The sequence below is a fragment of the Priestia sp. ST2 genome, assembly GCF_055810735.1.
In genome coordinates this window covers 252,764-267,503 of sequence record NZ_JBVVNT010000001.1, presented here as the reverse complement: position 1 = coordinate 267,503, position 14,740 = coordinate 252,764, and the positions used below count along the sequence as shown (strand labels likewise).

The window sequence follows — 14,740 nt, the reverse complement described above, 5'->3', positions numbered from 1 at the left end:
ACGCGGAGCAATCCGCGTTTTATTGTTTCACATCTACCAAATCTATAAAAAATTTTCCGTTGTCGTAGCTGCAATATGAAATCTTATCTAAGTTTGAATACCCTCGCTTTTCCAGCTCTGTCCTTAACCATTCCGTCGTTTTATGTTCATGCAGCAGATGCTCTTCTTGAATAATGCCGTCAATGATAAAAGGCAAATTCAAATTGCCTTTTTCGCCTGATTGCTGATCTTTCTCAAATACGGATAGCCTTCCTGAAGATTCTAAAATAGCAAATTCAACATCAGCTACATTTTTTATATTTTTATCACGCAGCTGCACGAGCAAGTCATTGAAGTTATATCGCTGCCTTTTCATTTCATGTTCGTTTATTTTTCCGTTTTCAATGATAATACTAGGTTTGCCATCAATAAAATTTCGCATTCGATTGCTTTTAAGAGACCATATAGCTAAGCCGATTTGAATAATAAGAAGCGTTAACATCGGAAGAATTGAATACAGCAAAGGATCTTTTGGGTTTTCAATAGCCATTACTGCCATTTCAGCAATCATAATAAAGACAACTAAATCCAAAATGCTCAGCTCTCCTATTTCCCTTTTACCCATGACGCGAAAAATAATTAAAACTACTACGTATAAAAGCACGGTTCGCGCAACCATGATCAATAGTTCCACTGCAAAGACCTCCTTTATGTATTCCCTTGTAGTTTGTACCATTTATTTTAAAATAGCCTTACTTTTATGCGTCTATTTTGAAGTCATCCCGAATATGCTCGTACTAAGGGTTCACCTATCTTTTTATTTCATGAGGGGGAAACAAGTTGGGTGCAAAACGAATGAGCAACGCTGTATTTGCAGGAGTAGCAACAATCTTAGTGATGGCTTTAGCGATTAGCATTATCTTTTCGCTTATTTTAAAGTTTACATCGCTTGAAGAACAGTCGGTCCGTTTATTTTTACTTATTCTCTCATTTATTACACTGTTTATCGGAGGATTTATCGCGGGAGGACGAAACGGTTCAAAAGGACTTCTCGTTGGAGGAGCCACTGGTATTTCTTATTCTTTTTTAATGTTTTTACTACAATTTCTCGGCTATAGTCACCTGTTTTCTGCACAGCAGCTTTTATTTCACGCTGGATTTATTGGAGTCGCTATTCTAGGGGGAATTGTTGGCGTAAACATTGCCGGTTCACGAGAAGCATAAAAAAACGTCACGTACATGTACGTGACGTTTTTTTATTAATCTACGCTTCTTACTTCACGAATAGCATTGCGGTCAAACGTTAATTTTGAACCGTCAGTGCTGCGAACCACAACTTGTGACTCATCGATTGCGTCTACCAAACCGTGCATACCGCCAATCGTTACAACTTTATCGCCTTTTTTAAGTGCTGATTGCATTTGCTGTACGTTTTTTTGACGTTTTTGCTGTGGACGGATTAACAAGAAATAGAAAATGACAAACATTAAAAGTAATGGCCAAATATTTTGTAAAACACCCATGAAAACTCCTCCTTTTATTTATATTATCAACAGGTACTCATTCATAAATTTGATGAAAATTCCTGTAGTGACCTAGAAATTCTTTGCGTCTGGACCGTTAAACCCATATTTTTCAAAGAACTCATCACGGAAATCGCCAAGTCGGTCTTCGCGAATGGCTTCACGGACTTGCTCCATTAAGTTTAGCAGAAAATATAAGTTATGGTAAGATGTTAAACGAATTCCAAACGTTTCATTACAACGAATTAAGTGGCGAATATACGCTCTTGAATAATTTTGACACGTGTAGCAGTCACAGTTTGGATCAATCGGACCGAAGTCTTCTGCATATTTTGCATTTTTAACAACAAGACGGCCTTCGCTTGTCATAAGCGTTCCGTTACGTGCAATACGCGTTGGTAATACGCAATCAAACATATCGATCCCGCGAATCGCTCCATCAATTAACGAGTCAGGTGATCCTACTCCCATTAAATAACGTGGTTTATCGGTTGGTAAGTATGGCGTCGTAAACTCAAGCACACGATTCATCACATCTTTTGGTTCTCCAACCGACAGCCCTCCCACAGCATAACCTGGGAAGTCCATTGAAACTAAATCAGCTGCACTTTGACGGCGTAAATCTTCAAACTCTCCGCCTTGAACAATTCCAAAAAGACCTTGGTCTTGAGGGCGGCTGTGAGCCTCAAGGCATCGCTCTGCCCAGCGGCTTGTGCGTTCAACTGAACGTTTTAAGTAGTCATATTCTGCTGGATAAGGTGGGCATTCATCAAATGCCATCATAATATCAGACCCAAGCGCATTTTGAATGTCCATCGCTTTTTCTGGAGATAAGAAAAGCTTGTCTCCATTCAAATGGTTGCGGAAATGGACGCCTTCTTCTTCAATACGGCGCAAATCACTTAAGCTAAAAACTTGGAAGCCGCCTGAATCCGTTAAGATGGGACGATCCCAGTTCATAAATTTATGAAGGCCTCCCGCTTTTTTAACAATTTCATGACCAGGACGAAGCCATAAATGATACGTATTACTTAAAATAATGCCTGCTCCCATTGCTTTTAAATCTTCCGGAGACATTGTTTTTACTGTAGCTAATGTGCCTACCGGCATAAAAATAGGTGTTTCAAATGAGCCGTGAGGCGTATGGACAATCCCTAAACGCGCTCCTGTTTGTTTACAAGTTTTTATATGTTCGTAACGAATTGCTGTCATTGATGTATTCCTTTCATGTTAAATTACAAAATTAGCATCGCGTCGCCGAAGCTGAAAAAGCGATACCTCTCTGCTACAGCTTGTTCATAGGCAGAAATGACGTTTTCTCTTCCTGCTAAGGCACTTACAAGCATAATGAGCGTAGATTTTGGAAGGTGGAAATTTGTAATCATTCCATCAATTGCTTTAAATTCATACCCTGGGAAGATAAAAATGTTGGTCCAGCCTGAAGAAGCAACAAATTTGCCGTTATGCTCAGTTGCAATCGTTTCAAGGGTACGGGTAGAAGTTGTGCCTACTGAAATAATGCGACCGCCTTTTTCACGTACGCTGTTTAGTAAAGCAGCGGTTCCTTCACTCACTTGATAAAACTCTGAGTGCATATCGTGCTCTTCTAAGTCGTCAACGCTGACTGGACGGAATGTACCCAATCCGACATGAAGCGTTAAAAATGCAATATGCACACCTTTTTCTTTTAACTGTTCAAGCATCTCTTCTGTAAAGTGAAGACCTGCTGTTGGCGCTGCTGCAGAACCTTGTTCGCGAGCAAAAACCGTTTGGTAGCGCTCTTGATCATCCAAGCGTTCTTTAATATAAGGCGGCAGCGGCATTTCTCCCAGTTGTTCCAGAACCTCATAAAAGATGCCTTCATAGTTGAATTCCAACAAACGTCCGCCTTGGTCGCTCGTTTCTTTACATACAGCTGTCAGACGTCCGTCCCCAAACGAAATAACCGTGCCTTCTTTTACTCGCTTAGCCGGTTTTACAAGCGTCTCCCACGTATCGCCTTGTGTTTGTTTTAAAAGCAATACTTCAATATTAGCACCTGTATCTTCTTTTGTCCCAAATAATCGTGCAGGAAGAACACGCGTGTCGTTTAACACTAAACAATCTCCTTCTTGCACATAATCAAGAAGGTCATGAAACATATGATGCTTCACACTTCCTGTTTCCTTGTTTAATACCATGAGTCTTGACGCATCTCGCTGCTCAAGCGGCGTTTGGGCAATCAATTCTTCTGGTAAATGAAAATCAAATAAATCTACTTTCAAAATGTTCACCTGTTTCTACTTAATTATTTAAATTTGCCAATTACATAAAAAATAAGTGATAACACAACGCTTACTAGAATACATGTCACAATCGGGAAATAAAAGGTTGTATTTCCTTTTTTGATAAAAATATCGCCAGGAAGCTTGCCAACGAACTGCCATAACAGCCCAATGACGACTAAAATGCCCCCTAATGTGATAAGCATCTTAGGCATATCATTCACTGATCAGGCACCTCCAGCTGAAAATGATCATAAACCAAAGGCGTCACAATTCGTCCTCGCGGCGTTCGCTGCAAAAAGCCGATTTGTAATAGATACGGCTCGTATACGTCTTCAATTGTGTGAGACTCTTCACCAATAGTAGCCGATATGGTGTCTAACCCTACAGGTCCGCCCCTAAATTTTTCGATAATCCCTCTTAATAATTTATGGTCAATATGATCAAGACCTAAACGGTCCACCTGCAACATTTCTAATGCTTCGTTGGCAAGCCTTTCGGTTATGGCTCCGTCTCCTTTGACCTGAGCAAAATCTCTGACTCTTCGAAGCAAGCGATTCGCAATACGCGGGGTTCCCCTAGCACGCCTAGCCATCTCAAACGTAGCTTTCTCATCAATCTCTACATCTAAAATAGCGGCTGTCCTTTCCACTATCGAAGCAAGATCTTCTTCTTGGTAATATTCTAAACGGCTTAAAACGCCGAATCGATCACGCAAAGGAGAAGATAAAAGCCCTGCTCTTGTCGTTGCACCTACTAGCGTAAACGGAGGCAAATCCAGACGGACGGAACGTGCACTCGGTCCTTTTCCAATAACAATATCTAAACAGAAATCTTCCATTGCTGGGTACAGTACTTCTTCAACCGAACGATTTAATCGATGAATTTCATCAATAAAAAGCACATCTCCAGGCTCTAAGCTGGTTAAAACTGCGGCTAAATCGCCTGGACGCTCAATAGCTGGTCCTGAGGTCGTTCGGATTTGCACGCCCATTTCATTAGCGATAATAGTAGCAAGAGTTGTTTTCCCCAATCCTGGAGGACCATATAAAAGCACGTGATCTAACGTTTCGCTTCGCATTTTGGCAGCTTTAATAAAAATGTCCAGATGGGATTTTACTTTATGCTGACCAATATACTGCTGTAAGGTTTGCGGCCGCAAACTTTGCTCGATGATTTCTTCTTCACCAAGAACATCTCCCGTTACAATACGATCGTCCATTTTACTCCTCCCTTACTTATTGTTTCAATAATCGCTTTAACGCTTCTTTAATATACTGATCCGTTGTCATCGTTTCCTTCATTAAAGCCGGAACAATTTTTTTGATTTCTCTTTCTGCATAACCTAATACTTTAAGTGCTTCAATCGCTTCATCCAGTGCTTCTGAACTTTGAGATTTGACTTCTTGTGCGTCCAAATCTGCGAATAAAGAAGGAACGGCATCTGGTACAATATCATGCAGCTTTCCTTTTAAATCTAGAATCATCTGTCGAGCTGTTTTTTTACCTACTCCTGGAAACTTAACTAAAAACTTCTCATCTTCCTCTTCCACAGCTTGGACAACCTGCGCTGGATTACCTGACGCTAAAATAGCTAAACCGCCTTTTGGGCCAATTCCTGACACGCTAATTAACTTCATAAATAAATCCTTTTGTTCTCGGGAAGCAAACCCGTAAAGTGCAATTACGTCTTCTCTTACATATTGATAGGTGTAAACCGTCTTTGGTTGTTCATCAATTGAAAATACATATGGATTCGGCGTAAAGACTTGATAGCCTATCCCATTGTTTTCGATTACTACATACTCAGGATTTATATATGTAACAGTACCTTTGATATAATCAAACAATAAGCTCTCTCCTTAATCACGTACGCGCGGGCAGTGACCTTCCACTTTGCCTACGAAGAATCCTGCCCGCATCGTTCTCTATTTTCCTTTAAAGCTGCTTTTTAAAAAGACGTTCAAGAGAACGTTTGCCTCTTTTCATCTTTGCCAACCTATTTTTACAATAGCTATAAAAAATAGAACCGCACACTTTTATTGATGAATGACCTTTTAAAATATATACAATACTAGACTGCTGAATACCATTTTAACATATCGCCAAAAGCAAATAGAAGCAATTTAGAATGTTGCATTCAATAATTATTTTACCATACTAAAAAACGGCTGCTTGATTGAAAGCGGCCGCTGCTGGAGCTGATAGATTTTATAGAAATTAATGAGGGAAAGATATTCATCTTTTGATTGAACGCGAATACCTTTCTTTAATTGTTCATGCTGATAGCTCTCAAGCCTTTTGATGTCAATTTGAAAAAACGATTGTATAATGTGCTGCGACGAAGCTGGTTTGCCTTCAAATGCTGAGAGAATACCGTTAACAGAAAGCCCTACATAACCGTTCTCTTTTAAAATAGGTGAAATATCGTCTATGCTTGTTCTAAAAACTAGCTCTTGATCCGTTTCTTTAAGCAGTCGCCAATTTTTATATTTTTTCATTAATTGTTTTTTCGTCATAGAAGGGCTTTTGATCATCTCTTGACTTACAACTCCATCCACATACACGCGCTCAAGAAATAATGTCATCGGCTCCTTTTCATTCGCATCTGCACGGTATGGCATTATACAAAGCACAATACTTACTAGCATTAAAAAAGCTGCTTGATGAATGACTTTCTTCACTCACCTTCACCTCACACGTTAATCATACTCTTTTTAGTATTATCTAAAAAGGTTTTGTGAAAATCTACACTAATAGTTTGACCTACTTATTTTCTTTTATCCTCTTATTTTATGAAGCAAATCCCTTTTACGATATTATGTTAAGAAAACATGGCGTATTTGTTACATTTGCACACTTTTTGTAAAATTTTCTCTTGAACGTTTTAATTAAATTTTCGCAGGGTATGTACATAGTGGAAGTAATTGTAAGGACTTCTATTATCTATTTTCATAAAAAAGGGAGCTGAAGTAATGAGAATGAATAAACGTGTAGTCGGAACTTTTTTTTCAGAGAAAGAAGCTTTAGATGTTATCCATAATTTAAAGCGTCAAGGTTATCGAGAAACAGACATTATGGTTATTTCTAACAGTAAAAGCAATACATTTCAAATAGGTCACGATACAAATGTAATTATTGAAGCTGGTTCACCTGCCGTAAGTTCATTAGCTGGCGTCATGATGGATAACTTTTTTACCATGATGACAGGCGGCATGGGGCTCAAACAAGGAAACGGCTTGAAATCAAAATTAATCCGCATGGGCATACCAGACTTCTCAGCCGTGCAGTGCGAAACAGATGTAGCTGCTGGTAAAATTCTAATCTTGATAGATGCCGTAAGCTCTGAACAAACTCCAGCGTACGGAACCTATACGGAACACAACGAGCATAGAGCCGTCCAACTACGTGAAGAAAAATTAGATGTCTTAAAAGAACGCGTCCAAGTGGGTGAAGTAAAACTCCACAAAAAAGTAATAGAGGAAGAAAGAACTGTACACGTTCCTGTTACGAGAGAAGAGTTTTATATTGAACGTCGCCCTGTAGTTGATGGAGACTATAACGCTGGGCCACTTACAGAAGATGAAATTATTCGTGTTCCAATCATGGAAGAACGAGTGGAAATAACCAAAAGACCAGTTATTGTTGAAGAAGTAATTATAGGAAAAAAACTTATTCAAGAAACAAAAGAATGGACTGAAACAATTAAAAAAGAAGAAGCAAGCGTAGAACCTGATGGACTCGCGAGCCCTGAAGTATACGAAAATATGATGAACTATACAGACCATACTTACGCTCAAGTTTCTGCAGCTCTAGCAAGCGACGTGGAAGCTGAATACGAAAATAGTCAGACAACTAACAACGAGAAGCCAAACACACAAGCTAATGAGACAAGCTCTTCTGCAAAAAATGTAAAAAATACAAAGAGTGTCGCTACGGCACCAGCAGATACGAAAAAAAGAGAAGGTCGCCTCAAACAAAATGAAACTAACGCTCAAAAGGAAGAAGCGGAATCCAAAACAACAAACAAATCTGCTTCTAACAAGAAAAATTAATAGTTACATGTTCGAGGAATAGCTGCCTGGCTTCAATGGCAGCTTTTTTATATGTCTTCTCATCAAAAAAAACAGCCGTCCTTCACAGACAGCTGCTTCTTCATTTAACGATGTTTATGATTGACATTCTCATCGACTGATTCAAATAGACCATTGAAATTAGTTTGAATCGTATTTCGGTCTTTTCCATTTCGAATATCGTCATCAAGAGAGCGAGCGTTCATAAATACATCATGATCTACTTTTACTTGAACATTGTAGTCCTTTGCAATAGGCTTTACTTTATCGAGCACGTTTTGTTTTAAACGGCCGTTATTTATGTCTTTGGCCGGATCCACAGCAACTAATAGCTGATCTCCACGGACAACGGCGCGACTATTTTCTACACCTTTAACGCTTGCAGCCCGATCAGCCACTTTTTCCGTAAAGTCTCTTGGATAATCTTCACCATAATACATATTAGCAACGCCATTTGTACGATCATTTGTATTATTGATGTTTCCATAAGGGTTTGTCGGATTGTCAAAACGTCCATCACTTACGTTTAACGGATAATTAGGTGTTCCATTCCCATCTAAAACTTCAGTCATTGGACCTTTCGGATTATCTACGCGATGTTCATTCGCTTTTTCATTTGTATGATACCCAACAGGCTGTGTCGTATCTGTATAGCGCTGTTCCATACCTTGGTCTTTGTTATTGCAAGCGCCAAGTCCCATCATACATGCAAAAGCTAAAGAAGTTGCTACATACCTATTCAACATAATCGCCCCCTATTTTAAGCTCTATTTACTCTGAGCTTACTATTAGGATTAAAAGACGAGCCGTTTCTTATTCGATGAAGTGTTTATAAACTCTTTACATGTCATGTAGGTTTTGTAAGTGCTGGTAAATCACTCGATAAAAATGTGTACGCTGTGACCATTCTTCGACTGATTGTTGCATTAACCTTTGGCGATTTGCCCATGATAAAGCAGAGGCATTTATATTCCAGTTTCTCATCAGCATCGATGGAAATAGTAAAGAAGCAAGAAAAAAACGCTGCTTGCTTAATTCTTTTATTTTCGAGTGTTGAAGTAGTTCTTTCATCGACCACTGGACGTAAGGCAAAAAGCGCTGCACAAGCTGAACATAGTCATAAAGAGCAGGAGCTTTAGCCGATAAGTCAAAATCAATCATAACAATACCCAAGTGGTTTGTTTTCAAGAAATTATGTGAAGCAACGTCACCGTGAATAATGGAACAGTTCAACTCACTATCTTTGAAACGTTCCATTAAGACTAAAGCTTTTTCTCCCCAATTCACAATGTCTTTATATACATGAAATTGATTAAATTCCCTAAATATATGTGAGGTTTCTCGAAAAGAGGAAAGCCGCTTTTTCCATTTTAAAATAAGATCATACTCAGAAAGCTTGGTATACGCGGCTAGTTTCTTTTTATGAACTTCTCCATGATAGCGGATCAATGCTTGTAATACTTCTTCGCGATCCTGAAAACTTTCATACGTTACCTCTTTTACTTGCTTAACAAAAGGCATCATCGCCCAATACAAATGACGGTCCTTTATATAAAGTTCACCTTCTGGGTAAGCTTCGAAATTAACAGCGTACCCTTGTTGAATCTGAGATAAAAAATGATAAACATGTTCAATTTTACTTTTGTCTCTGTATGCTTTTATTACTTTTTTTCCTTTATTCGTATCCGCTATGATGACATGAGGCTTTTTCATACGATAGGTCTCAACGTGAATATCTCTTTTTTTCAAATAGAGAAAGAGACGATTTAAATTAAAATCGTCTCGTGTATAATAATCAATCTTCATCTTCGTCGTACTCATCATATTCTGGAATACTAAATGCATTTGGGTCAAACGCAGGATACGGAGGTACACCAATCATGCCATATGGGGCTGGATAGGGTGCCCTTGGGTCCTGAAAGCCATAAGGTACCTGCTGTTGGTACTGTGGATAAGGCTGCTGTGGTGCATAGTCTTCAGGTCTTGGTTCACCGCAGCCGCAGTCTCCTTGCTGCTGTGGCGCATAGTGCTGCCCATAATGGTAAGGCGCGTTTCCATAACCATCGGAAGAACTTTCATAATGGCCACCTGTCATAGCTCCTTGTACTTGTGGATACATCGGTGCTTGATGATAGGCCGGATAAACGGGCTGCTGATATCCCCATGGAGGCGGACAAGGAGAACATTGTACCGGTCCATAGCAGCTGTGTGGCATCATTGGATACATTGGCATCGGTGCCATGTGAGCGCCCATCGCATGTTCTTCGAACGACTCGTTTTCATAACCGTGATGATACATTGGAGCCTGTTGATACATTGGCATTGGATATGGCTGCGGTGCATACATTGGCGGATGACACGGCATATAATTAAATCCGCAGCCTGGCATTACAGGCGATATCGGCATGATTGGGTAACATGGCATTTGAGGAGGCATTTCTATACTCTCCATCTCTGGACTTTCTGGCGATTCATGCTTAGGTAGTTCTTTTGGTGCTTCTTTTTTTGGAGCCTGCATCGCCATATTAACGGTGTAATAATTGTTAATATCAATCTCAGGTGCAATTGGCTTTAATTTAGGAAGCTTTGGCGCAACTGGCATTTCTTTTTTAGGCTGCGCAATGGGTGCTTCTTTTTTAGGCTGCGCGACCGGCGCTTCTTTCTTTGGCTGCGCAATCGGCGCTTCCTTTTTCGGTTGAGCAATCGGTGCTTCTTTCTTTGGCTGTGCGATTGGTGCTTCTTTTATCGGTTGCATAAACGGTGTTTGAGCAGGCTGATTAGCTGACTTTTTCTCATCCGGACTTTCATCAATTTCCGTTACTGGATAAGCTTTTGTGGATTGGTCACTATAAGGGTGTTGAACTTTAGGCATTTCTTTTATACCAGGTGAAGGAGCTCCTTCTTTTTGAACAGGCACTCCGCTTGTCGGCACTTTAATTTTCATTCCAGGCATGATCATGTCTGGATTGCTTAATTGAGAATTCGCTTTTTTTAACTCTTCAAAATTAACCCCATACTTTTCAGCGATTTTCCAAAGGGTATCCCCTTTTTGAACGATATGGATTTTCAACGTCATTCCCCTCCCGAGTAGAGTCTCTGCCATCTATATGTGCAAAATCAAAGTAAGTTCTGTTTGTTCATCACAAGATATGCCTTGAACCATTTTTTTATTCATTTTGCCCACAGTTTGGTTCAAGTTTTTATGATAAAGAAAAAAAGACTTATCAACACAAACAATATGTCAATAAGTCTTCTTTTAGACCTTCTCTTTTTAATTGTCTTAAAAATCTTTATGCTCGTTCTAACATATTCGTTAGGGCTTTGATCGCCCCTTGTGCTGTATGTTTATCCACCTTGATTTGATTCACTTCTGTTCCTTCTTCGATGCTTTCTAAAGCCCAAAGCAAGTGAGGCAAATCAATTCGGTTCATCGTCAAACAAGGACACATATAGGGATTAAGCGAAACAATTTCTTTATCCGGATGACTGTTGATAATCCGTTTTACTAAGTTCATTTCCGTGCCAATGGCCCATTTAGAGCCTGAAGGGGCTTTTTCAATTGTATCAATAATATATTTTGTAGAACCTGCATAATCTGATTTTTGCACCACTTCATAAGAACATTCCGGATGAACAATAATATTCATCTCAGGCTGCTTCTCGCGTAAATAATCAATATTTTTAACCGTGAAATTTTCGTGCACAGAACAGTGACCTTTCCACAGAATCACCTTGATATTGTTTATATCCCCTTCATATTCAAGCATTTCTTCAATAGGATCCCAAATGGCCATTTCATCTAGTCCAACACCTAAATCATAAGCTGTGTTTCTGCCCAAATGCTGATCTGGTAAAAAGAGAATGCGCTCTTTTTTAGAAAATGCCCACTCCACCATATTTTTTGCATTTGAAGATGTTACAGTTGCCCCATCATGTTCGCCCACAAAAGATTTAATTGCAGCTGTAGAATTCACATACGTAAGCGGAATAATCGTATCTCCGAAAAGATCCTGTAAGACAGGCCATGCCTTTTCTGTTTGCTGAATAGTAGCCATATCAGCCATTGAACAGCCAGCTCGCATATCGGGTAAAATGACTTTTTGATTTTCAGCTGTTAAAATATCAGCTGTTTCTGCCATGAAGTGAACGCCGCAAAACACAATATGCTCAGCTTCTCTATTTTCAGCTGCTATTTGAGCCAGCTGTAAGGAGTCTCCTACCGCATCTGCAAATTCGTACACTTCATCTTTTTGATAATGATGGCCGAGCAGAAACAATTTGCTTCCGAGCTTTTTCTTGATTTCTAGTACTCTTCTTTTCATTTCATTTTCTGTGAGCTCTATATATTTAGCGGGCAGCGTTTGCTGCTGAAGCGTTTGTAATAAACTCATGATTTCCTGTTCCCCTTTCTGTTAATAAGTCCAAGCTGATATCGATAGCCCCTGCTGAATGCGTTAAAGCTCCAAGTGAAATATAGTCCACTCCGCTGTCCCTAAAAGAATGGAGCGTGCCAAGCGTAATTCCACCGGATGCTTCTGTGACAATATGAGCGGGAACCAGTGGTATCCAATCTTTAATGACTTCTGGAGAACAGTTATCGAACATAATGACATCTGCTCCTGCCTCTATTGCTTCTAGCAACTGACTTTTGTTTTCAATTTCTACTTCCACCTTAACCATATGTCCAACCTGCTCTCTTACTTTCACAACAGCGTCTAGAATAGATCCTGCATGTGCAATATGGTTATCTTTTAACATGACGCCATCGTACAATCCAAAACGATGATTATAACCTCCTCCAGCACGAACGGCATACTTCTCTAACATTCGCATACCAGGCGTTGTTTTTCGCGTGTCACATATACGCGTATGTGAGCTGCCAAGCAGCGCTACGGCTTTGTGCGTCATCGTGGCAATGCCACTCATTCTTTGAAGTAAGTTTAAGATTACCCGTTCACCGGTCAAAATAGATCGCACGGGTCCTGAAACGGTAGCTATTTTATCTCCAGGATTAAGAACATCTCCATCTTTTTTCTCCAAATTCACTTTCACGTCAGGGTCTATTAAATGAAATCCTTCTTTAATCAATTCCACACCTGCGATAATACCTGATTGCTTTGCCGTGAACCCAGCTTCCCCTTGGTCAGACGGAGAAAAAATAGCTTCACAGGTTATATCTCCATCTCCAATGTCTTCTATAAAAAAAGACTGCAATAGTTTTTGTAATTTCAACGTGTTCATTGTGCTACCTTCACCTTTCTTTTTAGATTTTCTTGCTTATAAAATCAATGATTGTTTTGTTGAAGCAGCAGACTGCTTAATAATTCGCTTATGCTCCCATTCTTGGTTTTCATGCGGAAAGTCACTTCGGTAATGACCTCCTCTACTTTCTTTTCTTGCAAGAGAGGACTCGGCAATAAGCAGACCTGTAGCTAGCATATTGCAGATGGTCGCAGCTTTCCTCGAATATATAACTTCTTGGTCAAGAGGTATTCCATCTAGATAATTTGTGAATTCATGCACAATAGTAGACAATTCGTTTTCATGACGAATGATTCCTACACAATCCATCATTTTATGCTGAATTTGTCTTGTGGCAGGCAGTGTTTTAGGCATGTCTTTATAGACGTAACGGACGGGGGGATAACGAGATATCGTTCTCGCTTTATGTAAAATATGACGCCCTGTCCGTTTTCCAAATACAAGACACTCTAACAATGAATTGCTTGCTAGACGATTTGCTCCATGAACGCCTGTAGAAGAAGCTTCCCCCACGGCATACAATCCTTCAACACTTGTTTGTCCGTAACCATCTACTTCAATTCCACCCATTAAAAAATGTGCGCCGGGAGTAACAGGTATTCGTTTTTTGTCCAGTTGAATTTTATACTTCCGACACAGTGACGTAATCGTAGGAAATTTTTGTTGGAAATGAGCCACTTTTTCAATGTCTAAAAATACGGATCTTCCTTTTTTCATTTCATTAAAAATTGTCCTTGCTACAACATCTCGCGGTGCTAAATCCTTAAAGGGATGAACGCCTTCCATTATGCGTTCATTCCATTCATTTACCAGCACGCCACCTTCGCCTCGAACTGCTTCGGATACTAGACCTTTCGCTTCCTTTTGATACAAAAGCGTCGGATGAAACTGAACAAATTCTAAGTCCGCTAATTTTGCTCCAGCCCTGTACGCAAGCGCTAGCCCATCTCCTGTCGCCAGCGGCTGGTTGGATGTATGCTTGTACAAAGCGCCGATTCCTCCGGTAGCAATAACCGTTTGACGAGCATGATATATAGTAATTTTGTTGTTTTCACCTTGTCCGATAGCACCTCTGCACGTTCCATCTACAGTTATTAAATGCTGAATCATTTCGTTTTCAATGACTGTAATATATGGCAGTACTTCTTTTTTCAAAAAAGCGAACAGCGCTTGTCCTGTTGCATCCCCACCTGCATGGAGAATACGATTCGTACGATGGGCTCCTTCTTTTCCAAAATGCAGCGTACCATCTGGATTTTTATCAAACTTCATTCCTTTATGAATCAATTCATTTACTACAGCCGCACCTTCTTCCACTAAAGTGCGTACCGCTTGTTCATTGCAATGCTTATTGCCCGCAACCAACGTATCATAGAGATGTTCACTCCAGTGATCGCTGCTTCCAATAGCAGCTGCTACTCCGCCTTGAGCAAGAACTGAGTTATTGCGGTCAAGTTTCCCTTTCGTTACCATTACAACTCTGTTATGACGACACAGTTCATAAGCTGCAGAAAACGCTGCTAATCCGCTTCCAATAATTAAAACATCCGCCTCTAACATTTTACACCTCTTTATTTACATGTGTCTTGACACCTATATTTACATATTATTAAATGAAAGACAAGAAGTTTTTTTATCG

At 39.8% G+C, this 14,740-nt stretch carries 16 protein-coding genes; 2 read left to right on the top strand and 14 right to left on the bottom strand.

Annotation, left to right across the window (positions count from 1 at the left end):
- Positions 1-19: 19 nt before the first annotated feature.
- Entirely contained in the window at positions 20-673 is a 654-nt protein-coding gene (locus AC0KUU_RS01325) for a DUF421 domain-containing protein (protein ID WP_405105263.1), read from the bottom strand.
- A gap of 146 nt (positions 674-819) precedes the next feature.
- Between AC0KUU_RS01325 and AC0KUU_RS01320 the strand changes: the two genes are divergently transcribed.
- Positions 820-1,203 (top strand): TIGR04086 family membrane protein, encoded by a 384-nt coding sequence (locus AC0KUU_RS01320; RefSeq protein WP_014458132.1) that lies wholly within the window; start codon positions 820-822, stop codon positions 1,201-1,203.
- A 35-nt stretch (positions 1,204-1,238) separates the two neighbouring features.
- On the opposite strand, the gene yajC is transcribed toward AC0KUU_RS01320, so the two are convergent.
- The 7 genes from yajC to AC0KUU_RS01285 all read right to left on the bottom strand — a co-directional run bounded on the left by yajC (position 1,239) and on the right by AC0KUU_RS01285 (position 6,450).
- Positions 1,239-1,502: a preprotein translocase subunit YajC gene (gene yajC, locus AC0KUU_RS01315; RefSeq protein ID WP_013059316.1), complete on the bottom strand. Its 264-nt coding sequence runs from the start codon at positions 1,500-1,502 to the stop codon at positions 1,239-1,241.
- Between the two features lie 72 nt (positions 1,503-1,574).
- Positions 1,575-2,714, bottom strand: a complete 1,140-nt coding sequence (tgt, locus tag AC0KUU_RS01310) for a tRNA guanosine(34) transglycosylase Tgt (protein ID WP_013059317.1) — start codon at positions 2,712-2,714, stop codon at positions 1,575-1,577.
- Between the two features lie 23 nt (positions 2,715-2,737).
- Positions 2,738-3,766 (bottom strand): tRNA preQ1(34) S-adenosylmethionine ribosyltransferase-isomerase QueA, encoded by a 1,029-nt coding sequence (queA, locus tag AC0KUU_RS01305; RefSeq protein WP_043976128.1) that lies wholly within the window; start codon positions 3,764-3,766, stop codon positions 2,738-2,740.
- Positions 3,767-3,789: 23 nt separating this feature from the next.
- Positions 3,790-3,990 carry a DUF2905 domain-containing protein gene (locus tag AC0KUU_RS01300; protein ID WP_013059319.1) on the bottom strand — a complete coding sequence of 67 codons (201 nt, stop codon included), beginning with the start codon at positions 3,988-3,990 and terminating at the stop codon, positions 3,790-3,792.
- Positions 3,987-4,988 (bottom strand): Holliday junction branch migration DNA helicase RuvB, encoded by a 1,002-nt coding sequence (ruvB, locus tag AC0KUU_RS01295; RefSeq protein WP_013059320.1) that lies wholly within the window; start codon positions 4,986-4,988, stop codon positions 3,987-3,989. The genes AC0KUU_RS01300 and ruvB overlap by 4 nt, the downstream gene beginning before the upstream one ends.
- A gap of 16 nt (positions 4,989-5,004) precedes the next feature.
- Positions 5,005-5,616: a Holliday junction branch migration protein RuvA gene (ruvA, locus tag AC0KUU_RS01290; protein ID WP_013059321.1), complete on the bottom strand. Its 612-nt coding sequence runs from the start codon at positions 5,614-5,616 to the stop codon at positions 5,005-5,007.
- Positions 5,617-5,913: 297 nt separating this feature from the next.
- Positions 5,914-6,450 carry a BofC C-terminal domain-containing protein gene (locus AC0KUU_RS01285; RefSeq protein WP_052500271.1) on the bottom strand — a complete coding sequence of 179 codons (537 nt, stop codon included), beginning with the start codon at positions 6,448-6,450 and terminating at the stop codon, positions 5,914-5,916.
- A gap of 291 nt (positions 6,451-6,741) precedes the next feature.
- Here AC0KUU_RS01285 and AC0KUU_RS01280 point away from each other — a divergent pair, with 291 nt between their 5' ends.
- Positions 6,742-7,821: a YsnF/AvaK domain-containing protein gene (locus AC0KUU_RS01280; RefSeq protein WP_013085108.1), complete on the top strand. Its 1,080-nt coding sequence runs from the start codon at positions 6,742-6,744 to the stop codon at positions 7,819-7,821.
- A gap of 104 nt (positions 7,822-7,925) precedes the next feature.
- Here the strand turns inward: AC0KUU_RS01280 and AC0KUU_RS01275 are convergent, their stop codons facing one another.
- The 6 genes from AC0KUU_RS01275 to nadB all read right to left on the bottom strand — a co-directional run bounded on the left by AC0KUU_RS01275 (position 7,926) and on the right by nadB (position 14,661).
- On the bottom strand, positions 7,926-8,585 hold the full coding sequence (locus AC0KUU_RS01275; RefSeq protein ID WP_013059324.1) for a YhcN/YlaJ family sporulation lipoprotein: 660 nt from the start codon (positions 8,583-8,585) through the stop codon (positions 7,926-7,928).
- A gap of 94 nt (positions 8,586-8,679) precedes the next feature.
- Positions 8,680-9,645, bottom strand: coding sequence for a phosphotransferase (locus tag AC0KUU_RS01270; RefSeq protein ID WP_241771328.1), 966 nt, complete (start codon positions 9,643-9,645; stop codon positions 8,680-8,682).
- Positions 9,635-10,915 carry a SafA/ExsA family spore coat assembly protein gene (gene safA / locus AC0KUU_RS01265; RefSeq protein ID WP_043976124.1) on the bottom strand — a complete coding sequence of 427 codons (1,281 nt, stop codon included), beginning with the start codon at positions 10,913-10,915 and terminating at the stop codon, positions 9,635-9,637. Before safA ends, AC0KUU_RS01270 begins: the two co-directional genes overlap by 11 nt.
- 214 nt (positions 10,916-11,129) lie before the next feature.
- Positions 11,130-12,230, bottom strand: coding sequence for a quinolinate synthase NadA (nadA, locus tag AC0KUU_RS01260; protein ID WP_165575785.1), 1,101 nt, complete (start codon positions 12,228-12,230; stop codon positions 11,130-11,132).
- Entirely contained in the window at positions 12,187-13,080 is an 894-nt protein-coding gene (gene nadC, locus AC0KUU_RS01255) for a carboxylating nicotinate-nucleotide diphosphorylase (RefSeq protein WP_237074115.1), read from the bottom strand. Before nadC ends, nadA begins: the two co-directional genes overlap by 44 nt.
- Before the next feature lie 36 nt (positions 13,081-13,116).
- Complete coding sequence (gene nadB / locus AC0KUU_RS01250; protein ID WP_043976120.1) at positions 13,117-14,661, bottom strand: L-aspartate oxidase; 1,545 nt, start codon at positions 14,659-14,661, stop codon at positions 13,117-13,119.
- Positions 14,662-14,740: the final 79 nt, after the last annotated feature.

Bases quoted from the DNA above. Each gene is read 5' to 3' on its own strand.
- yajC (WP_013059316.1), bottom strand. From the start codon at position 1,502: ATGGGTGTTTTACAAAATATTTGGCCATTACTTTTAATGTTTGTCATT.
- tgt (WP_013059317.1), bottom strand. From the start codon at position 2,714: ATGACAGCAATTCGTTACGAACATATAAAAACTTGTAAACAAACAGGA.
- ruvB (WP_013059320.1), bottom strand. From the start codon at position 4,988: ATGGACGATCGTATTGTAACGGGAGATGTTCTTGGTGAAGAAGAAATC.
- AC0KUU_RS01280 (WP_013085108.1), top strand. From the start codon at position 6,742: ATGAGAATGAATAAACGTGTAGTCGGAACTTTTTTTTCAGAGAAAGAA.
- AC0KUU_RS01275 (WP_013059324.1), bottom strand. From the start codon at position 8,585: ATGTTGAATAGGTATGTAGCAACTTCTTTAGCTTTTGCATGTATGATG.
- AC0KUU_RS01270 (WP_241771328.1), bottom strand. From the start codon at position 9,645: ATGAAGATTGATTATTATACACGAGACGATTTTAATTTAAATCGTCTC.
- safA (WP_043976124.1), bottom strand. From the start codon at position 10,915: ATGACGTTGAAAATCCATATCGTTCAAAAAGGGGATACCCTTTGGAAA.
- nadA (WP_165575785.1), bottom strand. From the start codon at position 12,230: ATGAGTTTATTACAAACGCTTCAGCAGCAAACGCTGCCCGCTAAATAT.
- nadC (WP_237074115.1), bottom strand. From the start codon at position 13,080: ATGAACACGTTGAAATTACAAAAACTATTGCAGTCTTTTTTTATAGAA.
- nadB (WP_043976120.1), bottom strand. From the start codon at position 14,661: ATGTTAGAGGCGGATGTTTTAATTATTGGAAGCGGATTAGCAGCGTTT.